The organism is Pseudomonas sp. NPDC088414 (assembly GCF_044753325.1).
GTDB lineage: Bacteria > Pseudomonadota > Gammaproteobacteria > Pseudomonadales > Pseudomonadaceae > Aquipseudomonas.
In genome coordinates this window covers 103,293-126,515 of record NZ_JBIVMY010000007.1, presented here as the reverse complement: position 1 = coordinate 126,515, position 23,223 = coordinate 103,293, and the positions used below count along the sequence as shown (strand labels likewise).

Annotated in this window: 22 protein-coding genes; 11 read left to right on the top strand and 11 right to left on the bottom strand. The window is 59.7% G+C overall.

What is annotated here, in order from left to right; all coding sequences use genetic code 11:
• Window positions 1–12: 12 nt before the first annotated feature.
• Complete coding sequence (locus tag ACIP8I_RS09960; RefSeq protein ID WP_400760653.1) at window positions 13–3,042, top strand: multidrug efflux RND transporter permease subunit; 3,030 nt, start codon at window positions 13–15, stop codon at window positions 3,040–3,042.
• 199 nt (window positions 3,043–3,241) lie between these two features.
• Here ACIP8I_RS09960 and ACIP8I_RS09955 read toward each other — a convergent pair whose 3' ends face one another.
• The 5 genes from ACIP8I_RS09955 to colR form a co-directional block, all read right to left on the bottom strand.
• The gene (locus tag ACIP8I_RS09955; RefSeq protein WP_025111684.1) at window positions 3,242–3,469 is read right to left on the bottom strand and encodes a hypothetical protein; all 228 of its coding nucleotides are present in this window, start codon (window positions 3,467–3,469) and stop codon (window positions 3,242–3,244) included.
• A gap of 2 nt (window positions 3,470–3,471) precedes the next feature.
• Complete coding sequence (locus tag ACIP8I_RS09950; protein ID WP_400760650.1) at window positions 3,472–4,185, bottom strand: lipopolysaccharide kinase InaA family protein; 714 nt, start codon at window positions 4,183–4,185, stop codon at window positions 3,472–3,474.
• 4 nt (window positions 4,186–4,189) lie between these two features.
• Window positions 4,190–4,858, bottom strand: coding sequence for a class I SAM-dependent methyltransferase (locus ACIP8I_RS09945; RefSeq protein WP_007964014.1), 669 nt, complete (start codon window positions 4,856–4,858; stop codon window positions 4,190–4,192).
• A gap of 141 nt (window positions 4,859–4,999) precedes the next feature.
• Entirely contained in the window at window positions 5,000–6,283 is a 1,284-nt protein-coding gene (locus tag ACIP8I_RS09940; RefSeq protein ID WP_400760646.1) for a sensor histidine kinase, read from the bottom strand.
• Complete coding sequence (gene colR, locus ACIP8I_RS09935) at window positions 6,273–6,956, bottom strand: two-component system response regulator ColR (RefSeq protein WP_007964011.1); 684 nt, start codon at window positions 6,954–6,956, stop codon at window positions 6,273–6,275. The genes ACIP8I_RS09940 and colR overlap by 11 nt, the downstream gene beginning before the upstream one ends.
• 203 nt (window positions 6,957–7,159) lie before the next feature.
• Between colR and ACIP8I_RS09930 the strand changes: the two genes are divergently transcribed.
• Window positions 7,160–9,109 carry an LTA synthase family protein gene (locus ACIP8I_RS09930; RefSeq protein ID WP_400760644.1) on the top strand — a complete coding sequence of 650 codons (1,950 nt, stop codon included), beginning with the start codon at window positions 7,160–7,162 and terminating at the stop codon, window positions 9,107–9,109.
• A gap of 217 nt (window positions 9,110–9,326) precedes the next feature.
• Here the strand turns inward: ACIP8I_RS09930 and groL are convergent, their stop codons facing one another.
• The 4 genes from groL to ACIP8I_RS09910 form a co-directional block, all read right to left on the bottom strand.
• Window positions 9,327–10,973: a chaperonin GroEL gene (gene groL / locus ACIP8I_RS09925; protein ID WP_007964008.1), complete on the bottom strand. Its 1,647-nt coding sequence runs from the start codon at window positions 10,971–10,973 to the stop codon at window positions 9,327–9,329.
• A gap of 51 nt (window positions 10,974–11,024) precedes the next feature.
• Window positions 11,025–11,318 carry a co-chaperone GroES gene (locus ACIP8I_RS09920; protein WP_007916610.1) on the bottom strand — a complete coding sequence of 98 codons (294 nt, stop codon included), beginning with the start codon at window positions 11,316–11,318 and terminating at the stop codon, window positions 11,025–11,027.
• Between the two features lie 258 nt (window positions 11,319–11,576).
• Window positions 11,577–12,053, bottom strand: a complete 477-nt coding sequence (locus tag ACIP8I_RS09915; RefSeq protein WP_400760641.1) for an FxsA family protein — start codon at window positions 12,051–12,053, stop codon at window positions 11,577–11,579.
• A gap of 65 nt (window positions 12,054–12,118) precedes the next feature.
• Window positions 12,119–12,850 carry a HugZ family protein gene (locus ACIP8I_RS09910; RefSeq protein WP_400760638.1) on the bottom strand — a complete coding sequence of 244 codons (732 nt, stop codon included), beginning with the start codon at window positions 12,848–12,850 and terminating at the stop codon, window positions 12,119–12,121.
• A gap of 144 nt (window positions 12,851–12,994) precedes the next feature.
• Between ACIP8I_RS09910 and ACIP8I_RS09905 the strand changes: the two genes are divergently transcribed.
• Entirely contained in the window at window positions 12,995–13,753 is a 759-nt protein-coding gene (locus ACIP8I_RS09905; protein ID WP_016773416.1) for an SDR family oxidoreductase, read from the top strand.
• A 131-nt stretch (window positions 13,754–13,884) separates the two neighbouring features.
• On the opposite strand, the gene apbC is transcribed toward ACIP8I_RS09905, so the two are convergent.
• On the bottom strand, window positions 13,885–14,979 hold the full coding sequence (gene apbC, locus ACIP8I_RS09900; RefSeq protein ID WP_400760635.1) for an iron-sulfur cluster carrier protein ApbC: 1,095 nt from the start codon (window positions 14,977–14,979) through the stop codon (window positions 13,885–13,887).
• Between the two features lie 341 nt (window positions 14,980–15,320).
• Between apbC and metG the strand changes: the two genes are divergently transcribed.
• The 8 genes from metG to ACIP8I_RS09860 all read left to right on the top strand — a co-directional run bounded on the left by metG (window position 15,321) and on the right by ACIP8I_RS09860 (window position 22,357).
• Window positions 15,321–17,372: a methionine--tRNA ligase gene (gene metG / locus ACIP8I_RS09895; protein ID WP_400760633.1), complete on the top strand. Its 2,052-nt coding sequence runs from the start codon at window positions 15,321–15,323 to the stop codon at window positions 17,370–17,372.
• 132 nt (window positions 17,373–17,504) lie between these two features.
• Window positions 17,505–18,074 (top strand): Rnf-Nqr domain containing protein, encoded by a 570-nt coding sequence (locus ACIP8I_RS09890; protein ID WP_400760630.1) that lies wholly within the window; start codon window positions 17,505–17,507, stop codon window positions 18,072–18,074.
• Window positions 18,071–19,285 carry an electron transport complex subunit RsxB gene (rsxB, locus tag ACIP8I_RS09885; protein ID WP_400760628.1) on the top strand — a complete coding sequence of 405 codons (1,215 nt, stop codon included), beginning with the start codon at window positions 18,071–18,073 and terminating at the stop codon, window positions 19,283–19,285. The genes ACIP8I_RS09890 and rsxB overlap by 4 nt, the downstream gene beginning before the upstream one ends.
• Window positions 19,272–20,255: an RnfABCDGE type electron transport complex subunit D gene (locus tag ACIP8I_RS09880; RefSeq protein ID WP_400760626.1), complete on the top strand. Its 984-nt coding sequence runs from the start codon at window positions 19,272–19,274 to the stop codon at window positions 20,253–20,255. The genes rsxB and ACIP8I_RS09880 overlap by 14 nt, the downstream gene beginning before the upstream one ends.
• Window positions 20,252–20,857, top strand: coding sequence for an RnfABCDGE type electron transport complex subunit G (locus tag ACIP8I_RS09875; RefSeq protein WP_400760624.1), 606 nt, complete (start codon window positions 20,252–20,254; stop codon window positions 20,855–20,857). Before ACIP8I_RS09880 ends, ACIP8I_RS09875 begins: the two co-directional genes overlap by 4 nt.
• A complete protein-coding gene (locus ACIP8I_RS09870; protein ID WP_400760621.1) occupies window positions 20,854–21,435 on the top strand; it encodes an Rnf-Nqr domain containing protein in 582 nt (193 codons plus the stop codon). The genes ACIP8I_RS09875 and ACIP8I_RS09870 overlap by 4 nt, the downstream gene beginning before the upstream one ends.
• A complete protein-coding gene (nth, locus tag ACIP8I_RS09865) occupies window positions 21,432–22,070 on the top strand; it encodes an endonuclease III (protein ID WP_367085586.1) in 639 nt (212 codons plus the stop codon). Before ACIP8I_RS09870 ends, nth begins: the two co-directional genes overlap by 4 nt.
• Before the next feature lie 107 nt (window positions 22,071–22,177).
• The gene (locus ACIP8I_RS09860; RefSeq protein ID WP_041068377.1) at window positions 22,178–22,357 is read left to right on the top strand and encodes a PA3496 family putative envelope integrity protein; all 180 of its coding nucleotides are present in this window, start codon (window positions 22,178–22,180) and stop codon (window positions 22,355–22,357) included.
• A gap of 87 nt (window positions 22,358–22,444) precedes the next feature.
• On the opposite strand, the gene ACIP8I_RS09855 is transcribed toward ACIP8I_RS09860, so the two are convergent.
• Window positions 22,445–23,071, bottom strand: a complete 627-nt coding sequence (locus tag ACIP8I_RS09855; protein WP_003227711.1) for a response regulator transcription factor — start codon at window positions 23,069–23,071, stop codon at window positions 22,445–22,447.
• Window positions 23,072–23,223: the final 152 nt, after the last annotated feature.

Sequence of the window (23,223 nt, the reverse complement as noted above, 5' to 3'; positions counted from 1 at the left end):
CAAGGAATCCCCATGGCTTTTACCGATCCGTTCATCCGCCGCCCGGTGCTCGCCACCGTGGTCAGCCTGCTGATTGTGCTGCTGGGTTTCCAGGCCTGGAGCAAACTGCCGCTGCGCCAGTATCCGCAAATGGAAAACGCCCTGATCACGGTAACCACCGCTTACCCCGGGGCCAACGCCGAGACCATTCAGGGCTACATCACCCAACCGATGCAACAGAGTCTGGCGAGCGCCGAAGGCATCGACTACATGACCTCGGTCAGCCGCCAGAACTTCTCGGTGATCTCGATCTACGCGCGCATCGGTTCCAACACCGACCGTTTGTTCACCGAACTGCTGGCCAAGGCCAACGAGGTGAAGAACAAACTGCCGCAGGACGCCGAAGACCCGGTGCTGAGCAAGGAATCGGCCGACGCCTCGGCGCTGATGTACATCAGCTTCTTCAGCAAGGACTTGAGCAACCCGCAGATCACCGACTACCTGTCGCGGGTGATCCAGCCGAAACTGGCGACCCTGCCGGGCATGGCCGAGGCGGAGATTCTCGGCAATCAGGTATTTGCCATGCGCCTGTGGCTCGACCCGGTGAAGCTCGCCGGTTTCGGCCTCAGCGCCAGCGACGTGACCAACGCCGTGCGCCAGTACAACTTCCTCTCCGCCGCCGGCGAGGTGAAGGGCGAGTACGTGGTCACCAGCATCAACGCCAACACCGAACTGAAGTCCGCCGAAGCCTTCGCGGCGATCCCGCTCAAGGTCAGTGGCGACAGCCGCGTGCTGCTCAGCGATGTCGCGCGGGTCGAGATGGGCGCGGAAAATTACGATTCGATCAGTTCGTTCGGCGGCACGCCGTCGGTGTACATCGGCATCAAGGCCACGCCCGGCGCCAACCCGCTGGATGTGATCAAGGAAGTGCGCAAGCTGATGCCGGAGCTGGAAGCGCAATTGCCGCCCAACCTCAAAAGCGAGATTGCCTACGACGCCACCCAGTTCATCCAGGCGTCCATCGACGAAGTGGTGAAAACCCTGTTCGAAGCGGTGCTGATCGTGATCGTCGTGGTGTTCCTGTTCCTGGGGGCACTGCGCTCGGTGGTGATCCCGGTGGTGACCATCCCGCTGTCGATGATCGGCGTGATGTTCTTCATGCAAATGATGGGCTATTCGATCAACCTCCTGACCCTGCTGGCGATGGTGCTGGCCATCGGTCTGGTGGTGGACGACGCGATCGTGGTGGTTGAGAACATCCACCGGCACATCGAGGAAGGCAAGACGCCGCTGGAGGCCGCGCTGGAAGGTGCGCGGGAAATCGCCATGCCGGTGGTGTCGATGACCATCACCCTGGCGGCGGTGTATGCGCCGATCGGCTTCCTCACCGGGCTGACCGGGGCGCTATTCAAGGAATTCGCCCTGACCCTGGCCGGCGCCGTGGTGATCTCCGGGATCGTCGCCCTGACCCTGTCACCGATGATGTGCGCCCTGCTGTTACGCCACGAAGAAAACCCCAGTGGCCTGGCGCACCGCCTCGACCGCATTTTCGACGGTCTCAAGCGCCGCTACCAGAGCATGCTCCACGGCACATTGAACACGCGGCCGGTGGTGCTGGTGTTCGCGGTGATCGTGTTGTGCCTGATCCCGGTGTTTCTCAAGTTCACCAAGTCGGAACTGGCACCGGATGAGGACCAAGGCATCATCTTCATGATGGCCACCGCCCCACAGCCGACCAACCTTGATTACCTGAGCACGTACACCGACGAATTCATCAAGATCTTCAAGGAGTTTCCGGAGTACTACTCCTCGTTCCAGATCAACGGCTACAACGGCGTGCAGGCAGGCATCGGTGGCTTCCTGCTCAAGCCGTGGAACGAGCGCAGCCGCACGCAGATGCAGATCCTGCCCGAGGTCCAAGGCAAACTGGCGAGTATCCCCGGCCTGCAGATTTTCGGTTTCAACCTGCCATCCTTGCCCGGCACCGGTGAAGGTCTGCCGTTCGAGTTCGTGGTCAATACCGCCAACGACTACGAGTTGCTGCTGCAAGTGGCCGACCGGATCAAGAAACGCGCCATGGAGTCCGGCAAGTTCGCCTTCGTCGACCTCGACCTGGCGTTCGACAAGCCGGAGGTGGTGGTCGATATCGACCGTGCCAAAGCCGCGCAGATGGGCGTGTCGATGCTCGACCTGGGCGGCACCCTGGCGACGCTGCTGGGCGAGGCGGAAATCAACCGTTTCACCATCGAAGGCCGCAGCTACAAGGTGATTGCCCAGGTCGAACGACCGTACCGCGAAAATCCCGGCTGGCTGAACAACTACTACGTGAAGAACACCCAGGGCGAGCTGCTGCCGCTGTCGACCCTGATCAAGGTCAGCGACCGGGCGCGGCCGCGCCAACTCAACCAGTTCCAGCAACTCAACGCGGCGAAGATTTCCGGATTCCCGCTGGTCAGCATGGGCGAAGCCATCGACACCGTGCTGCAGATCGCCCGGGAAGAAGCGCCAGCCGGGTTTGCCTTCGACTATGGCGGCGCCTCGCGCCAGTACGTGCAGGAAGGTAGCGCTCTGTGGGTAACCTTCGCCCTGGCGCTGGCGATCATTTTCCTGGTGCTGGCAGCGCAGTTCGAAAGCTTCCGTGATCCGCTGGTGATTCTGGTGACGGTGCCGCTGTCGATCTGTGGAGCGTTGATTCCGCTGTTCCTTGGCTGGTCGAGCATGAACATCTACACCCAGGTCGGACTGGTAACCCTGATCGGGCTGATCAGCAAGCACGGGATCCTGATCGTCGAATTCGCCAACCAGTTGCGCAAGGACAAGGGTCTGACTGCGCGCGAAGCGGTCGAAGAAGCGGCGGCGATTCGTTTACGCCCGGTGTTGATGACCACGGCGGCGATGGTGTTCGGCATGGTGCCGTTGATTCTGGCAACCGGCGCGGGCGCCGTGAGCCGTTTTGACATCGGCACCGTGATTGCCACGGGGATGTCGATCGGCACGTTGTTCACGCTGTTTGTGCTGCCGTGCATCTACACCCTGCTGGCGAAACCGGATGCCAAATCATGACCGTTTCCCTGTCCGTATCTCTGTCCCTGTAGGAGCTGCCGAAGGCTGCGATCTTTTGATTTTGTTTTTAAAAGCCAAGATCAAAAGATCGCAGCCTTCGGCAGCTCCTACAGGGTGAATTTGTATCAAAGGGAATTTTGTATTCATCCATAAAAAAGGCCTCGCAACTGCGAGGCCTTTCATTTTGGCTTCAATCGGTTCAACTCTGCGGCCTCATCCCTTGAGAAAGTCCGAACATGAACAGCAACAAATCATGGTCAGGTTTAGTCGCCACGGAGGCTTTCGCCACCCGTGGTACTGCGCAGTGAGCATCGCCTGTGGTAGCACCGATCACCTGCATGCGGGGCTGCTCCCAGGCCGCCACCGCCAATGACGCAACTGCCAAGGCTCCAACCAGAAACAAACCTCGTGCAATTTCGAGTTTCATCGCTATAAACCTTTGATAGCGCTGCCAAACGCCGTCTCATAAAAGTAGACGAGTTTTTTCCAGTCCGTGTCGCTGAACGACGAATGGCGACGCAATTGCTTCATGTCATGGGAGGCCGCGCGATAAGCGGTCAGACGCTGACGGCATTTCTCCAGATCGATCAATGCCACTTCGACCTGAGCCGAATCACCTTCGCCGGTCACCCGTACAAAAACGTGTTTGATGTAGATGCAGCTGTGCTGCCAACGGCCCTTGTGCATGCGCGCGAGGTTTTCAGCCAGGTCTTTGAGGACGCGCTCGTAAACGGCTTCGCCATATTGGGCACGGCCACCGGCGGCTTCCCACTTCTCCAGTTCGTCGAAACCGTCCAGCGACTTGGTCACCAGCAGCGCACGCCACTTGTGTTGCGGATCGGGCTGCGCACCGCAGAAGACGATTTGCGGGACGCGGACGCCGAGGCGGCTGACACCGGTCAGCGCATCCAGCTCACGCAAGACTGTAGGGCGGCCGAAAGGATGCAGCCAACTGCGATAGATATGTCCGGTCTGGCGCTTGGCATACAGTAACTGGCCGTCACGGCCCACGACTCGTTGCACACCACTTTCTCCGCCACGGCGCACGTTGGGTTCTTCCACCCACTCACCGCGCTGGTTCCAGTAGTAGTCGAAGCGATCCTGGGGAGCGACTTCCGATTCTGCTGCTATTTGCACCGCCATCCTGTTACCTCTTGCGTAATACGTAAACCCGCCACATGGCATACAGCGGAATAAAATCCAGTTGTTCCTGAATGCGAAAACCTGCTTCTTCGAACTCTTTTTCTACTGTCACAGCCGGTAACACAAACCGGTTTTGGTAACCTTCCTGCCCACGCCGCTGTTCGGCGCGCTTGCGTTTCCAGGCCTTGAAATTACCGTCCACCCACAACGAAATGATCACGCTGTCACGGGTGACACGCTCGAATTCGCGCAAAATCGTCCGCCGATGTTCGGCTTCACCGATGTGATGCAGCAAACGCATGCAGAAAATGCTGTCGACAGCGTTATCCGGCAAGGCAATATCGAACGCTGACGTGTGCAAAGGTTGTACCCGTTTCACCACATCAGCCGGTTGCGCCTGCATCGCGGTCTTGATCATAGACTCGGAATTGTCCGCGCCAATGATCACTCGATTGGGTTTTTCCGCCAGCAACGGCCAGAAGCGTCCTGCACCGCAGGGCAAATCCAGCACCAACCCCGGCTCACCCGCCAGCGTCAGCGCCTTGCGGGCCAATTGCTCGTCCCGCCAATGTGACAACCGACGACCGAGACCGTCCTGATGCTTGCGCAAATATTTTTGCGCATGTTGGTCATCATACTTTTCGGAAAAATCGAGCTTGATCGGACTGCTCATTTTCAGGACTCCTGAATAACTGATGCCCCTACCATAGGTAATGGCATGTCAGCGTCAGGTCGTCCATTTGTGAAAATTACGTCAGGTAAACAGGCAAACTATTACAGGGTTTTACAGTGAGAAAGCAATAGCGCAGGGCCATTAGCGACCGTCAGTACGGCCCAGCGTCACCTCAAAGCGGCAGCCATTGGGCTGCATCGTGCTCAGTGTCACTTCCCAGCCCTGGTTTTCACAGATCCGCTGCACCAGCGACAGGCCCAGGCCGAGGCCTTCGCCGCGCTTCTCATTGCCGCGCACGAAGGGCTGGAACATGGCTTCACGTTTTTCCTCGGGAATGCCGACACCCGAGTCCTCGACGACAAATCCATTGTCGTTGAGCGTCAGGCGAATGAAACCCTGCTCGGTGTAGTGACAGGCGTTGCGCAGCAAATTACCCATCACCGCGCTGAGCAGAGTCGCGTTGAAGCAGGTGTCGGGCGGGTGGCCCGGCTCGAACATCAGCCGCAGCCCTTTCGATTCGATCGGTTCACGCCAGATACTCAACAAGCCATCGGCCACCTGGCTGATGTTCTGCTGCGGCGCTGAACCGGCATCTTCGCGCTGGGCGCGGGCGAGCATCAGGAAGGTCTGCACCAGTTCGCGCATTTCTTCGCTGGCGCGAGCGATGCGCTCGACTTGGGCACGACCGCGTTGATCCAGTCCCGGATTTTCCAACAGCAATTCGCAGGAACTGGCCAGCACCATCAACGGTGTGCGCAGTTCGTGACTGACGTCGCTGGTGAACAGCCGCTCGCGGGTCAGCGCCTGACGCAGACGGCCCAGCGTGGCATCGAACGCCACCGCCAGTTCGCCGACTTCATCAGCCGCATAGTCCGGTGCCAGTGGCGGCGCCAGACCGAGCAACTGATCGCGATGCCGTACTTGCCGTGCCAGGCGCACCACCGGCGCCATGACTTTGCGCGCCAGCACCCAGCCAAGGAATACCGCCAGCGCCAGACTGAGCACAAAGCCCACCAGCACCACGGCAAACAGCACGCGCTCGCGCTCTTCGAAATCGCTTTGATCCTGCAGCAGGACATAACGGCGACCGTCGACGATCTCGACCATTGCGTGATACGACAGCTGCTCGCGGAACACTTCGTGGAAGCCCGCATCGAGGTGGCGCAGATCCTTGGGCAGCTCGAAATCACCCGGTCCGCCGCTGAAATAGAACAACTGATCCGGCTCCGGGCGATGGCTCCAGTCCGAGACGTTGTCCATCAGCAGCAGACGTTGCAGGTCGCCGCCGAGCCCCGCCGAAATCAGTTTCTCCTCCACCAGGTGCACCGTCGCCACAATGCCCATGGCGAAGGCCCCGGCCACCAGCGCACTCATCAGCGCAAAGGCGATGATGATCCGCTGGGAAAGGCTTTGCTTAAACTCCATCACGCCCCTCGGCCAGGCGGTAACCCACGCCGTGCACGGTTTGCAGTAACGGCTTGGCGAAAGGCTTGTCGATCACCTGACGCAATTGGTGGACGTGGCTGCGCAGGCTGTCGCTGTCCGGGCAGTCATCTCCCCACAACGCTTCTTCGAGAATTTCCCGACGCAGGACGTGCGGACTCTTCTGCATCAAGACTGCCAGCAGCTTGAGGCCGACCGGGTTGAGCTTGAGCAGCTTGCCCTCGCGGGTCACTTCCAGCGTGTCGAGGTCGTAGGTCAGGTCACCCACCTGCAGCGCACGGCGGCCGCCGCCCTGGGTGCGACGCATCACGGCTTCGATGCGCGCCGCCAGTTCCGACAGCGCAAACGGTTTGACCAGATAATCGTCGGCCCCGGACTTGAAGCCCTGCAGGCGGTCGTCGAGTTGATCGCGGGCGGTGAGCATGATCACCGGCGTATCGCGTCGGGCATCTTCACGCAGGCGCTTGCACAGGGTGTAGCCGTCGATCCCCGGCAGCATGATGTCGAGCACGATCAGGTCGTAATGCTCGGTGGCGGCCAGATGCAGGCCCGACAAGCCGTCCTGGGCGCAATCGACGGTATAGCCTTTGAGCCCCAGGTAATCGGCCAGGTTGGCCAGGATATCGCGGTTGTCTTCGACCAATAGAATTCGCATTGGCATTTCCTCCGTACACAGTAACGGCCGTCATGGCCCGCGCAGCTTAAGGCCAACGCCGGTTCACGGCTAGGGCCGGCAAGCGCGCGAATCCATTTGCCCAGGCAAATTAAATATTTAACAAAGTTTTCACTATCGATTCACAACCTGACTACAGTGGCGCCGCGACACTCGCGCGCCATTGATATAAGGAAAACGAAACAATGGACTCTTTCAAGACAGCGCCTATGCGCTTTCTGCTGCTGATCACTGGCGCCTGGCTGGTCATCTTTCTTCTGACCCGAGCGGTACTGCTGCTGACTCACCTGGATGAGGCCGGCGGCTTTGCCCTTTCGGTGTTCGGCATTGGCGCGCTCTACGACCTGGGGTTCCTGGCCTACGCGGCATTGCCGCTGGGCTTGTACCTGCTGCTCTGCCCGCCGGGCCTGTGGCGGCGTCGTGGACATCGCGGGTTCCTGCGCGCCCTGTTGACCGTCAGCCTGTTCGCCATGCTGTTCGTGGCGGTGGCTGAATGGCTGTTCTGGGACGAGTTCGGCGTGCGCTTCAACTTCATCGCCGTCGATTACCTGGTGTATTCCGACGAAGTGCTGAACAACGTCCTCGAGTCGTACCCGATCGGCAAGCTGCTAAGCCTCCTCGCGGTACTGGCCGTGGTGATCAGTTTTGCTTTGGGCAAGCCGTTCAATGCCGCCATGAATGCCCCGCTGCCAGCGCTGCGCGGGCGTCTGCTCAGTGCCTTGGGCCTGTTGATCGTCGCGGGTCTGAGCCTGCAACTGCTCAGCCAGGACGCCCCGCGTGCCCAGGGCGGCAACGCCTACCAGAACGAACTGGCCAGCAACGGCCCGTATCAGTTCTTCGCCGCATTCCGTAACAATGAACTGGACTACACCCAGTTCTACAAGAGCCTGCCCGCTGAAAAAGTCGCCAGCCAGATCCGCGCCGAGCTGAGCGAAAGCGACGCGCGCTTCATCGGCAAGGACCCACAGGACATCCGCCGGGTGATCGACAACCCGGGCACCCCGCGCAAGCCGAACATTGTGCTGGTGACCATCGAAAGCCTGAGCGCCAAGTATCTGGGCAGCAATGGCGACGGTCGCAACCTGACGCCGAACCTCGACGCCTTGCGCAAGCAGAGCCTGTATTTCAATAACTTCTACGCCACCGGCACCCGCACCGACCGCGGGCTGGAAGCGATCACCCTGGCCATCCCGCCGACGCCAGGTCGCTCGATCGTCAAGCGCATCGGCCGTGAAAGCGGTTTCGCCAGCCTTGGCCAGCAACTGAGCGCGGTGGGTTACGACAGCGTGTTCGTCTACGGCGGACGCGGCTACTTCGACAACATGAACGCGTTCTTCAGCGGCAACGGCTATCGCGTCGTCGATCAGAGCAGCGTCGATGAAGCCGAAATCCACTTCAAGAACGCCTGGGGCATGGCCGACGAAGACCTGTATCGCCAGACCCTGAAACTGGCGGATGCCGACTACGCCAAGCAGCAACCGTTTCTGCTGCAACTAATGACCACGTCCAACCACCGTCCTTACACCTACCCGGACAACCGGATCGACATCAAGTCCGGCAACGGTCGTGATGGCGCGGTGAAGTACACCGACTACGCGATTGGTCAGTTCCTCGAGCAGGCGCGGCAGAAGCCGTGGTTCGACAACACGATCTTCATCTTCGTCGCCGACCACACCGCGGGCAGCGCCGGCAAAGAAGACTTGCCGATCGCCAACTATCAGATCCCGCTGTTCATTTACGCGCCGAAAATGATCGAAGCTCGCGAGAGCGCGCAGCTGGCCAGCCAGATCGATCTGGCCCCGACGTTACTGGGCTTGCTCAATCTGGATTACACCTCGACGTTCTTCGGTCGCAACCTGCTGCAGGACAACCCGCTGCCACCGCGCGTGGTAGTCGGCAACTATCAGCATCTGGGTCTGTTTGATGGCAAGGATCTGGCGATCCTCAGCCCGCGCCAGGGCTTGCGCCGGCATGACGATGCGCTGACCGAGAGCCGCGAGTCGCGGGTCAGCAGCGATGATCCGCTGGTCAGCCGGGCGATTGCGTATTACCAGGCGGCCAGTTATGGCTTCAAACAGCAGTTGCTGAGCTGGAAGCCGGCGAAAGAAGACACTCCGCAGGTCAGTGATCGTTAACTGAAGATGGACGTTGTTGCGTCAGTCAGCCTCTGTGTTGACTGACATGACGCCATCGCTGGCAAGCCAGCTCCCACAAGGATTGCGCTAAACCTGTGGGAGCTGGCTTGCCAGCGATGGCCTCACCTCGGTTCAGGGTCAACATGAAATCGAAGGCAATAAAAAACCCCGCCTGCTCATCGCAGGCGGGGTTTTTCGTTACAGGGGTAAGGCTGGCTTACATCATGCCGCCCATGCCACCCATGCCGCCCATGTCTGGCATACCGCCGCCAGCCGAGCCTTCTTTCTTCGGTGCATCGGCAACAGCCGCTTCGGTGGTCAGGATCAGACCGCCGATCGAGGCTGCAGCTTGCAGAGCGGAACGAGTGACCTTGGTTGGGTCCAGGATGCCCATTTCGATCATGTCGCCGTATTCGCCCGAAGCAGCGTTGTAACCGAAGTTACCTTTGCCGTTCTTCACTTCGTTGACGACTACGCTTGGCTCGTCGCCGGAGTTGGCAGCGATCTGACGCAGCGGCGCTTCAACAGCGCGACGCAGCACAGCGATACCGACGTTCTGGTCAGCGTTGTCGCCGGTCAGTTCGGTCAGGGCTTCCAGAGCACGGATCAGCGCAACGCCACCGCCAGGTACCACGCCTTCTTCAACGGCTGCACGGGTTGCGTGCAGGGCGTCTTCAACGCGGGCCTTCTTCTCTTTCATTTCGACTTCGGAACCTGCGCCAACCTTGATCACTGCAACGCCGCCGGACAGTTTGGCCAGACGCTCTTGCAGTTTTTCACGGTCGTAGTCCGAGGAAGTTTCGGCAACCTGGGCGCGGATCTGAGCGATACGGGCTTCGATGTCACCTTGTACGCCAGCACCGTCAACGATGATGGTGTTTTCCTTGGACAGGGTCACGCGCTTGGCGTTACCCAGGTGCTCCAGGGTGGTGCTTTCCAGGCTCAGGCCGATCTCTTCGGAGATCACGGTACCGCCGGTCAGAACGGCGATGTCCTGCAGCATGGCCTTGCGACGGTCGCCGAAGCCTGGCGCCTTGACGGCTGCAACCTTGACGATGCCACGCATGTTGTTCACGACCAGAGTCGCCAGGGCTTCGCCCTCAACGTCTTCGGCAACGATCAGCAGTGGACGGCCGGCTTTGGCAACGGCTTCCAGCACTGGCAACATTTCGCGGATGTTCGAGATCTTTTTGTCGACCAGCAGGATCAGCGGGCCGTCGAGCTCGGCAACCATGGTGTCCGGCTTGTTGACGAAGTACGGGGACAGGTAGCCACGGTCGAACTGCATGCCTTCTACAACCGACAGTTCGTTTTCCAGGCCCGAGCCTTCTTCAACGGTGATCACGCCTTCTTTACCGACTTTTTCCATGGCTTCGGCAATGATGTCGCCGATGGAGTTGTCGGAGTTGGCAGAGATGGTGCCAACCTGAGCGATAGCCTTGGTGTCAGCGCATGGCTTGGACAGGGCTTTCAGCTCTTTGACGATGGCGATGGTCGCCTTGTCGATACCGCGCTTCAGATCCATCGGGTTCATGCCGGCAGCGACGGCTTTCAGGCCTTCGTTGACAATCGACTGAGCCAGAACGGTCGCAGTGGTAGTACCGTCACCAGCGTCATCGTTGGCACGGGAGGCAACGTCTTTGACCAGCTGCGCGCCCATGTTTTCGAAGCGATCTTCGAGTTCGATTTCCTTGGCGACGGAAACGCCGTCCTTGGTGATGGTCGGAGCGCCGAAGCTCTTCTCGAGGATCACGTTACGGCCTTTCGGGCCCAGGGTCGCTTTTACCGCGTCAGCCAGAACGTTGACGCCTTTGAGCATCTTGGAGCGAGCGGCATCGCCGAACTTAACTTCTTTAGCAGCCATGATCGATATTCCTTAAATACTTTGTAGTAACGGGAAAATGAACGGGGGGTATCAGCCTTCGATAACAGCGAGGATTTCGTTCTCGCTCATTACCAGCAGGTCTTCGCCGTCGACTTTCACAGTGTTGCTGCCGGAGTAAGGACCGAACACAACCTTGTCGCCTTCCTTCACGGACAGTGCACGCACTTCACCGTTTTCCAGAGCCTTGCCCGGGCCTACAGCGAGAATCACACCGTGGTTGGCTTTTTCAGCAGCCGAACCTGGCAGGACGATACCGCCAGCGGTTTTCTTTTCTTCTTCGCTGCGACGGATGACGACGCGGTCATGCAGAGGACGAAGCTTCATTGTCGATCTCTCCTAATTGTGGTTTTCATCGGCCGGTGTAGTCCCGGCGGGTTTAACGAATCCGGCCTGCGCCGGTTGCGGTTCGTCGAGCGAACCGCGGAAGTCTGTCCGGCTCAACGCCGGAAACCTTTCGGTGACCGATACATAAGGGCGCATAAGCTTATTACAAGGGCGGGGGCAGAAAATTTTTCATCGATTTAGCCCTTGAATGCCGCGCATAAACAAACGGCACCCGAAGGTGCCGTGTCGATGCAGCGGTTATTTGCTGTCGCGATGTTCGAACTCGCCTTCGATCACATCACCCTCGCGGCCCAGAGGCTGACGCGGTGCAGGACCGCCACGGGGTTGCAGGTCGTCGGCGAAGGCACGCTGACGAATTGCCTGTTCTTCGGCGCGCTGGCGCATCTTGTTCGCCAGCAGGCGACGGGTAAACGGCAGCAGCATCATCAGACCGACCACGTCGCTGATGAAGCCCGGCAGGATCAACAGGCCACCGGCCAAGGCGAGCATCAAGCCTTCAAGCATGGTCTGTGCGGGCAACTCACCGCGATTCAGGCTTTCACGGGCACGCAGTGCCGTGGCCAGACCGGCGACGCGCAGTACGAACACACCGAACATCGAGCCGAGAATGATCAGCAGCAGGGCCGGGAAAAACCCGATCGCCCCTGCCACTTTGACGAATACGAACAGCTCCAGCACCGGAAACAGCAGAAAGAGCAACAAAAAAGGGCGCATCAAAGATTCCTCAACGCAAGAAATGCCTTGCAGTAAGCCTTAGATGACGTCGCCCTTTCGTGAATTCAAGCGTCGGCCACCGCATTTTTTGGCCAGACCTCGGCGTGAGCCAGAGAAACCAAGGCTTCGCGCACTTGTATCGGCGTATGACAAGGCGCTGGAAACGGCAGCCAGTACAACGCCTGGCCGATGCGCAAGTGCATGCCTTCGCTGTCGATTCCGGCCAGTTGCGCCGGCAGGGTTTTCGGCAGCCCGCTGAGCTCCACGTAGTGGGCGATGGCTTTGGCGTGATCGCTGTTCATGTGCTCGACCATGCTGATTTCCGCCTTGCCGGCGAACGGGTTGGCCAAGGTCAGTTGATCGACCCAGTGAATCGCACCGAAACCGCCGATGTAGCGGTGACGCACCGGATTGAGCACCCAGAAATCGAAGTCGTGGGCCTTGTGGTAGTTCTGCGAGTCGGGGAAATACCGGTAATAACGCTCGGCGGCAGCTTCGATGACAGCCGGGGCTTCGAGCTTTTGTGCCTCGGCCAGATAGGTCAGGCGACCAACGGCCTGCACGTCGTCGGCTTCGCGCTCACCTACCAGCAGCGAACATTTCGAATCTTTCTGCAGGTTGTGGGTGTGCTGGGCGATGCGGCTGATCAGGATCAGCGGACGGCCCTGCTCATCCAGGCAATACGGCACCACCGAGCCGAACGGGAAACCGGGCATCGATTTGGAGTGGGTGGACAATACGCCACGGTATTCCTTGAGAAGCAATTCTCGGGCATTCTTGGCCGCTTCAACGCTCAATTTATGACTCCTTAAATAGAATCCGTCGAAAAAACGGACAGGCGCCTGGGGATAAGTCCCGGTCACGCCATCGGGCAATGCTCATGTGCAGATCGAGCGTCGCCAATAACAAAAACCACTCAGACCGGCTATCGGGGCATGCGAATGCAACTCAACGACAAAGTAATCATTATCACCGGCGGTTGCCAGGGTTTGGGCCGTTCCATGGCCGAGTATTTCGCCGGCAAAGGCGCGAAGCTCGCGCTGGTCGACCTCAATCAGGAAAAACTCGATGACGCGGTGGCCGCCTGCAAGGCCAAGGGCGTCGAGGCGCGCAGCTATCTGTGCAACGTGGCCAATGAAGAACAGGTCGAGCACATGGTCGCGCAGGTCGCCGAAGATTTCGGCGCGATCCATGGCCTGATCAACAACGCCGGGATCCTGCGTGACGGCCTGCTGCTCAAGGTCAAGGATGGCGAAATGACCAAGATGAGCCTGGCCCAGTGGCAGGCGGTCATCGACGTCAACCTGACCGGCGTGTTCCTGTGCACCCGTGAAGTGGCGGCGAAAATGGTCGAGCTGAAAAACAGCGGCGCGATCATCAACATCTCGTCGATCTCCCGCGCCGGTAACGTCGGCCAGACCAACTATTCCGCCGCCAAGGCTGGCGTGGCCGCCGCCACCGTGACCTGGGCCAAGGAACTGGCGCGTTACGGCATTCGCGTGGCGGGCATTGCACCGGGCTTCATCGAAACCGAGATGACCCTGGGCATGAAGCCGGAAGCGTTGGAGAAGATGACCTCGGGTATTCCGCTCAAGCGCATGGGCAAGCCGGAAGAGATCGCCCATTCGGCGGCGTATATCTTCGAGAACGACTACTACACCGGGCGGATTCTGGAGATGGATGGCGGGTTGCGGATCTAAGCGCCACCTCAAAACCAACTGTAGGAGTGAGCCTGCTCGCGATTGCGGTCATTCATTCAACATTTGCGTTGAATGTTAATCCGCTATCGCGAGCAGGCTCACTCCTACAGGTTTTCAGCGTTACCGATTGATCAATCGTCACTGATGCTGATGTTCGGCATCGCCGGTGTCGCCGCTTCCTGCAACACAATGCGCGCGCCGACGTGGCGGGCCAGTTCCTGATAGACCATGGCGATCTGGCTGTCCGGTTCGGCGATCACCGTTGGCTTGCCGCCATCGGCCTGCTCGCGGATCAGCATCGACAGCGGCAGCGAGGCCAGCAGCTCGACACCATATTGGGTCGCCAGCTTCTCGCCGCCGCCCTCACCGAACAGATGCTCGGCATGTCCGCAGTTCGAGCAGATATGCACCGCCATGTTTTCCACCACGCCCAGCACCGGAATGTTGACCTTGCGGAACATTTCCACGCCTTTGCGCGCGTCGAGCAGCGCCAGATCCTGCGGCGTGGTGACGATCACCGCGCCGGCCACCGGGACTTTCTGCGCCAGGGTCAGCTGGATGTCGCCGGTGCCTGGCGGCATGTCGATCACCAGATAATCCAGATCGCCCCACGCGGTTTGCGTAACCAGTTGCAGCAGCGCACCGGAGGCCATCGGCCCGCGCCAGACCATCGGCGTGTTGTCGTCGGTCAGGAACGCCATCGACATGACTTCCACGCCGTGGGCCTTGAGCGGCACGAACCACTTCTGATCCTTGACCTCGGGGCGGGTGCGCTCGGGGATGCCGAACATGATGCCCTGGCTCGGGCCATAGATGTCGGCGTCGAGAATGCCGACCTTGGCGCCTTCACGGGCCAGCGCCAGCGCAAGGTTGGCCGCGGTGGTCGACTTGCCCACACCGCCCTTGCCCGAGGCCACCGCGACCACATTCTTGACGTTGGCCAGACCCGGGATCTGTGCCTGGGCCTTGTGCGCGGCGATTACGCTGTTGACCTCGACCCTGGCGATCGTCACCCCATCAAGATTTTCGATGGCCAGCTGCAGCAACTGTGCCCAGCCGCTCTTGAACAGACCGGCGGCGTAGCCGATTTCCATCTGAACCTTCACGCGGTCGCCATCGATCTCGATGTGTTTCACGCAACCGGCGCTGACCGGGTCCTGGTTCAGGTAGGGGTCGGTGTATTGGCTGAGGACGGCTTCCACCGCTGCGCGAGTGACGGCACTCATGGGCAACTCCGTTAACAAGACTGGGAAAAGATGGCGGGTATCGTACCCCGCAGATTGATTTGTGGTCAGGCGATTTATGCGTCGACTCGACTTTGTGGCGAGGGAGCTTGCTCCCGCTCGACTGCGCAGCAGTCGCGATCCGATTGATCTGGTCTATCTGCCATTGCCGGATGGGGCGGCTTCGCCACCCAGCGGGAGCAAGCTCCCTCGCCACAATGTATTGCAGTCAGTCCATCCGGTTATTGCAGTGGCCGCATCCGGAAACAGGTGCACAGGGTGAAAAATATGCGCCAGCGCTTTATAGTGGCCGACCTCCGTTTCATCAAGTAGCGAAGCCCCACATGTCCGAACCACGCAAGATCCTCGTCACCAGCGCCCTGCCCTACGCCAACGGTTCGATTCACCTTGGCCATATGCTGGAATACATCCAGACCGATATGTGGGTGCGCTTCCAGAAGCATCGCGGCAATCAATGCATTTATGTCTGCGCCGACGACGCCCACGGTTCGGCGATCATGCTGCGCGCGGAAAAGGAAGGCATCACCCCGGAACAACTGATCGCCAACGTGCAGGCTGAACACAGCGCCGACTTTGCCGAGTTCCTGGTCGATTTCGACAATTTCCACTCCACTCACGCTGAAGAAAACCGTGAGCTGTCGAGCCAGATCTACCTGAAACTGCGTGATGCCGGGCACATTGCCCAGCGTTCGATCACTCAGTATTTCGACCCGGAAAAGAAAATGTTCCTGGCCGACCGCTTCATCAAGGGCACCTGCCCGAAATGCGGCACTGAAGACCAGTACGGCGACAACTGCGAAAAATGCGGTGCGACCTACGCCCCGACCGATCTGAAGGATCCGAAGTCGGCGATCTCCGGCGCCACCCCGGTGCTCAAGGATTCCCAGCACTTCTTCTTTAAACTGCCAGATTTCCAGCAGATGCTGCAGACCTGGACCCGCAGCGGCACCCTGCAGGACGCCGTCGCCAACAAGATCGCCGAGTGGCTGGACGCCGGCCTGCAACAGTGGGACATCTCCCGCGATGCGCCGTACTTCGGCTTCGAGATCCCGGACGAGCCGGGCAAGTATTTCTATGTGTGGCTGGATGCGCCGATCGGTTACATGGCCAGCTTCAAGAACCTGTGCAACCGCACGCCGGAGCTGGACTTCGACGCGTTCTGGGGCAAGGACTCCACCGCCGAGCTGTACCATTTCATCGGCAAGGACATCGTCAACTTCCACGCCCTGTTCTGGCCTGCCATGCTCGAAGGCGCCGGTTTCCGCAAGCCGACCGGGATCAACGTGCACGGCTACCTGACCGTCAACGGCCAGAAGATGTCCAAGTCCCGTGGCACCTTCATCAAGGCTCGCACCTACCTGGATCACCTGTCGCCGGAATACCTGCGCTACTACTACGCGGCCAAACTGGGCCGTGGCGTCGATGACCTCGACCTGAACCTCGAAGACTTCGTGCAGAAGGTCAACTCCGACCTGGTCGGCAAAGTGGTCAATATCGCCAGCCGTTGCGCCGGTTTCATCCACAAAGGCAACGGCGGCCTGCTGGTCGACAACAATGCCGCGCCAGAGCTGACCGAAGCGTTCCTCGCCGCGGCGCCAAGCATTGCCGACGCCTATGAGGCCCGCGACTTCGCCCGCGCCATGCGTGAAACCATGGCCCTGGCCGACCGCGCCAACGCCTGGATCGCCGACAAGGCCCCATGGTCGTTGAACAAGCAGGAAGGCAAGCAGGATGAAGTCCAGGCGATCTGCGCCACTGGCATCAACCTGTTCCGCCAGTTGGTGATCTTCCTCAAACCGGTGCTGCCGCTGCTGGCCGCCGACGCCGAGGCCTTCCTCAACGTCGCCCCATTGACCTGGAACGACCACACCACGCTGCTGGCCAACCATCAGCTGAACGAATTCAAGCCGTTGATGACCCGCATCGACCCGGTAAAAGTGCAAGCCATGACCGACGCCTCGAAAGAAGACCTGACCGCCAGCCAGACCGACACCGGTGCAACCGCCCCTGCGGGCAACGGCGAACTGGCCAAGGATCCGCTGTCGCCGGAAATCGACTTCGACACTTTTGCTGCTGTCGACCTGCGCGTCGCGCTGATCGTCAAGGCTGAACACGTGGAAGGTGCCGACAAGCTGCTGCGCCTGACCCTGGACATCGGTGACGAGCAGCGCAACGTATTCTCCGGGATCAAGAGCGCTTACCCGGACCCGTCGAAACTCGACGGTCGCCTGACCATGATGATCGCCAACCTCAAGCCACGGAAAATGAAGTTCGGCATTTCCGAAGGCATGGTGATGGCGGCCGGCCCTGGCGGTGAAGAAATCTACCTGCTGAGCCCGGACAGCGGCGCCAAGCCGGGTCAACGCATCAAGTAAGGCCCAGCGGTAAAACAATCCCACAGGCATGTTCCGCAGGCCTGTGGGATTTTTCATATCTGGCCCACCCATCGCGGGTGCCGGATAATGCCTAACCTTAAGTGACACCCGCCCGTTGCTGCCGGCAGAACCATGACCGAACTTGCGCTTACGCTGATCAGTGCCGCCCTGCTCAACAACTTCGTGTTGCACTGGCCGCTGGGCGTCGATCCGTTGCTGGCCGGCAGTCGGCGCCAGGTGCATGCGCTAGGGCTGGCGACGGCGTGCCTGATGCTGAGCGTCGGCGTTGTCGGTTACGTGCTCTGGCACTGGCTACTGGTGCCGCTGCAACTGCAGGCCCTGCAGCTGTTTGTGTTCCTGCCGCTCAGCGTGCTGCTGATCGCGCCGCTGCTGAAACTGTTGGCGCGTGCGCTGCCTGACTGGCCGTTTGACGGACTGTGGCCACTGTTGCTCGGTAATGCCGGTGTACTGGGGCTGGCCTTGATCAATGCGCAAAATGATCGCGGCCTGCTGCAAGCAACAGCGCTGAGCATCGGCGCCGGGCTGGGTTTCTGGCTGGTGCTGAGCCTGTTCAACGATTTGCGTGAACGCACGGCGGACAATGACATTCCCCTGCCCTTTCGCGGCTTGCCGATCGACCTGATCGGCGCCGGACTGATCGCAGTGATTTTTCTCGGATTCAGTGGACTGATCAAAACATGAGTCTGATTCAACTCATCGATGCCCTCCTGCCGCAGACCCAATGCGGCAAGTGCGGCCACCCCGGCTGCAAGCCCTATGCGCAAGGCATCGTCGATGGCGAACCGATCAACAAGTGCCCGCCCGGCGGTGACGAAACCGTCGCCGCCCTGGCAGAACTGTTGAACGTGCCGGTGCTGGAGCTGGACGTCAGCCGTGGCTCGGCACCGCCACAAGTGGCGTACATTCGCGAGGCTGAGTGTATCGGCTGTACCAAGTGCATCCAGGCCTGCCCGATCGACGCCATCGTCGGCGCGGCGAAACTGATGCACACCGTACTGATCGACGAATGCACCGGTTGCGACCTGTGCGTGGCGCCGTGCCCGGTGGACTGCATCGAGATGCATCCACTGCCGCTCGGCACATTGCCGGTGGTCGGTGGCCTGGCATCCAGCCTTGAAGAACAGCGCGCACGCGCGGCCAAACGCGATCATGCGCGCCAGCGGTTTGAACGCCGCAACGCCCGCCTGCAACGCGAGGAACAGCAGAAACAGGCTGAGCGCGAAGCCCGGGCGCAGCGCTCAGCGCAACCGGCGGTGGCCACTCTCGATCCGGTGCAGGCCGCTCTGGAACGGGTGCGCGCGCAGAAAGCCGCGACCGCCGACGCCGCGCTGAAAAAAGCCAAGATCGATGTCGCCATGAGTCGCGCGCAACTGCACAAATCGCTGAAAGCCTTCGGCCATCCGCCGACCTTCGAACAGCAATCGCAACTGATCGTGTTGCAACAGCAGTTTGAAGCCGCCGAACAGGCGTTGGCGAAACTCGAAAGCAGCGCCGCCACCGCTCCAGCCGCTGCGGCCCCGGCTCCGGCGAAAGACGCCGACCTGAAGCGGGCGAAAATCCAGTTGGCCATGCGCCGCGCCGAACTGAAAAAGGCTCAGACTGCCGAGGCGCCGCCGGAACAGATCGCCACGCTGGAACAGGCCTTGCGTGATGCCGAGCAAGCCCTTCACGCTGCCGAAGCCGCGAGCGAGCAGGCTGTACCGGATCTGATGCGTGTGGAAAAACGTCCGATCGACAGCCAGCTCCGTCAGTTGAAAACCGAACTGGCCTACGCCCGTGCCGACCTGAGCAAACTCGAGCGCCGCGCCGACACGCCGGACGACATCCTCGACAAGGCCCGCGCGCGCCTGCAAGACGCCGAGCGGCAGGTGCAAGATCATGTCGCCCCGTGAAGCACCGGATGATCGCCTGCAACAGGCGATGAAGCAGGTGCTGCTGGCCACGCTGCCGGGGCTGTTGGCGTTGTTCTGGTTTTACGGCTGGGGCGTGTTGATCAACCTGATCCTGGCGGCGAGCACCGCGCTGCTGATCGAGGCTGGCGTCGCCCGCCTGCGTCGACAACCTTTGCAACCAACGCTCAGTGATGGCAGCGCACTGGTCAGCGCGGCACTGCTGGCCGCTGCGCTGCCGCCGTATTGCCCGTGGTGGCTGACCGTTAGTGCGGTGGCTTCGGGGCTGCTGTTCGGCAAGCATTTATACGGTGGCGTCGGCAAGAACCCGTTCAACCCGGCCATGCTCGGTTTCGCCCTGGCGATGCTGCTGTTCCCGCAGCCAATGACCCACTGGCCGGCGCATGGCATGAATCTGCAGACCGCTTTTGCACACGTCTTGAATCTTGGTCAGGTCCCGGACGCCTGGGTTCAGGCCACCGCGCTGGACAGCCTGCGCATCAACAAAAGCCTGACCATCGATGAATTGTTCGCGGCCAATCCGGCGTTCGGGCGTTTCGGTGGACGCGGTGTGGAGTGGATCAATCTGGCGTTTCTCGCCGGTGGACTGGTTTTATTGCAACGCCGGGTGATTGCCTGGCAAGCGCCAGTTGGCATGTTGGCCAGCCTGTTTGTCGTCAGCCTGCTCTGCTGGAACGGTTCGGGTTCTGATTCCCACGGCTCACCGCTGTTTCATCTGCTGAGCGGCGCAACCATGCTCGGTGCATTTTTCATCATTACCGAACCAGTATCCGGCGCCAAAAGTGCGTTGGCCCGACTGCTGTTCGGCGTGGGTGTCGGCTTGCTGACCTACCTGATCCGCACCTGGGGCGGCTACCCGGACGGTGTTGCGTTTGCGGTGTTGCTGATGAATCTGTGTGTACCGGCTCTGGAACGTTTTGCCGCTGCCCGCCAGACGCAGGTGCAATCATGAACCGCGTGGCTGCAGTCGTGACGCTTGTACTGATGACTGGCGCCGGTCTCGGCCTGACTTATGTGGTGCAGCGCGCCAGTGCGCCGCAGATTGCCAGCGAGCAACGCTTGCTCGACAGCCGCAAGCTGCTGGATGTACTCGCAGCCGATGCCTACGACAACCAGCCACTGGAACAGCCGCTGGCGTTGACTGATATGACGTTGAGCCACAGCACCCTGCTGGCAGGCTACCGCGCTACCAGACTCGGGCAGCCGGCGGCAGTGTTGTTGCGCTCGCAAACCGAGGGCTATGCCGGCGTTATCGAACTGCTGATCGCCATCGATGCCAACGGCAGACTGCTGGGGGTAAAAACCCTGCGGCACTACGAAACGCCGGCGCTCGGCGGACTTATCGGCGACTGGCCGAACCCCTGGTTGGCGACATTCACCGGCAAGTCGCGCAATGCACCTGACGACGCAGGCTGGGCACTGAAAAAAGATCAGGGACAGTTCGATCAACTGGCGGGAGCCACCATTACATCCCGGGCCACCGTCAATGCCATCCATGACGCCCTGCGCTACTTTGATGAGCACCGCGCAACCTTGCTCGGGGGCGGATCATGAACCGACCGGTGAACCTGACGAATGCCTTGTTGCTGGTTCTGCTACTTGGCACCAGTACGACACTGGCTGGCGCGCTGGGCATGCTGCTGATGTCGGGCGCCGTCGTGGCGGTTTACGGCGTATGTATCGCTCCATTGCGCTCGCGACTGTCTGACAGCAACCTGATACTCGCCAGTCTGCTGCTGGCCGCCACCCTGACCAGTTGTGCCAATATCCTCGCGCAGCGTTGGGCGTTGCAGTGGCAACAATCACTCGGAATCTATACCGGGCTGATCGCCTTGCAGTGTGTGGTGCTGGAATACAATGGATTCTTTCGTCAGGCGCTGACCGAATGCCTGAAGTTTTTTGTCCTGTCGAGCGCACTGCTACTCGCGCTGGCTGCGCTGCGTGAACTGTTCGGTCAGGGCCACATCGGTCGTGGCCTGTCTGAGCACTGGCAAGGCCTGATTCTGTTCAGCGACGGGCTGCACTTGCTCACCCTGGTTCCCGGCGCCTTCATCCTGCTCGGACTACTGCTCGCCGCCCGCCAGGCCTGGACCCGCTCGAACGCTACCTCCAAGGAAACACATCATCCATGAATGCCGCAAAACGTCTGGAAATCTTCCGCAGACTTCATGAGGACAATCCCGAGCCGAAGACCGAACTGGCCTATTCCTCGCCGTTCGAGTTGTTGATTGCGGTCATTCTTTCGGCGCAATCAACCGACGTCGGCGTCAACAAGGCCACGGCCAAACTGTTTCCGGTGGCCAATACCCCGGCAGCGATCCACGCGCTGGGCGTCGAAGGACTGTCCGAATACATCAAGACCATCGGCCTCTATAACAGCAAAGCGAAAAACGTGATCGAGACCTGCCGCATGCTGGTCGAGCTGCACAATGGCGAAGTCCCGCAGACGCGCGAAGAACTGGAGGCGCTGCCCGGCGTCGGCCGCAAGACGGCCAACGTGGTCCTCAATACCGCTTTCCGTCAGTTGACCATGGCGGTCGACACGCACATTTTTCGCGTGAGCAACCGCACCGGCATTGCCCCGGGTAAAAATGTGGTTGAAGTGGAAAACAAGCTGATGAAGTTTGTGCCAAAAGACTACCTGCTGGATTCTCACCACTGGCTGATTCTGCACGGTCGCTATGTGTGTCTGGCGCGCAAGCCCCGCTGTGGCAGCTGCCGGATCGAAGATTTGTGCGAGTACAAACACAAAACTTCGGACGATTGATTGGCTATTGGAATAATTGATTCGTCGATTGAAAAAATCTTTTTTACCCGCAGCAGGAATATCGATATAAGGAGCGCCAAAGGCAGTCTTAGCCTGGAGTTCACCTTATGACTGACAGCAAAGAACAACTGGACGTAGATGACGATTTTACCGCTGTGGAAACCGACGACGCCGAACCGGTGGTCGAGGTTGCCAAGACCAATCTGAGCAAACGTCGCACCATCGATAACCTGCTTGAGGAGCGCCGACTGCAAAAGCAATTGGCTGATTACGATTTTGACCTCTGACACTTGAAAGCCTCCCGAACCGGAGGCTTTTTACTGTCTGGGAAATCCGACACTGAGTGGCCCATGATTCCTCGGCAATCAGGATCATCAGACCAGTCCGTTACGTTGCGCCAACTCAATCAGATCCACCAGCGACCGGGCATTGAGCTTCAATAACAGACGCGTCTTGTACGTGCTGACCGTCTTGTTGCTGAGAAACATGCCGTCGGCAATTTCCTTGTTGGTCTTGCCCCGCGCCAATTGCTGCAACACCATCATTTCCCGGCCGGAAAGACGGTCCACCATATCGGCTTCACTGGCATTGCCCAGACTGGTCCGCACAGTATGCAGGGCCTGGTTTGGAAAATAGCTGTACCCGGACAGTACGGCTTTGATCGCACTGAGCAATTCAGTCAGATCCTGTTGTTTACAGACATATCCCGCCGCACCCGACTGCATGCAGCGCATCGAAAAATGTCCCGGTGCCTGGGAAGTCAGCACCAGAACTTTCAAGGGCATCGGTGTCGAGTTCAGACGCGCGATAACTTCCAGGCCGTCAAGCTTGGGAATTCCAATATCCAGAATAACGATATCCGGCATCTGTTCACGAGCAAGTTGTAACGCGTCCACGCCATTATCTGTTTCGGCAATAACTTCGTAGCCATGACGTTCCATCAGCATACGCACAGCAAGACGAATGACGGGGTGATCATCCACGATCAGCACTTTATTCATGGGCAAGTCCAGTTTCGCTGTTCGAATTTTTAGAATCCGCACAATAGCCTAGTCACTTCCGACATGGCACAAGAGAGTTCCATCGCACTCCCAGCCAAAGACATTCCCTACAACAAAAAAAGATTATTCCTACAAAAAACCTGACACCGATG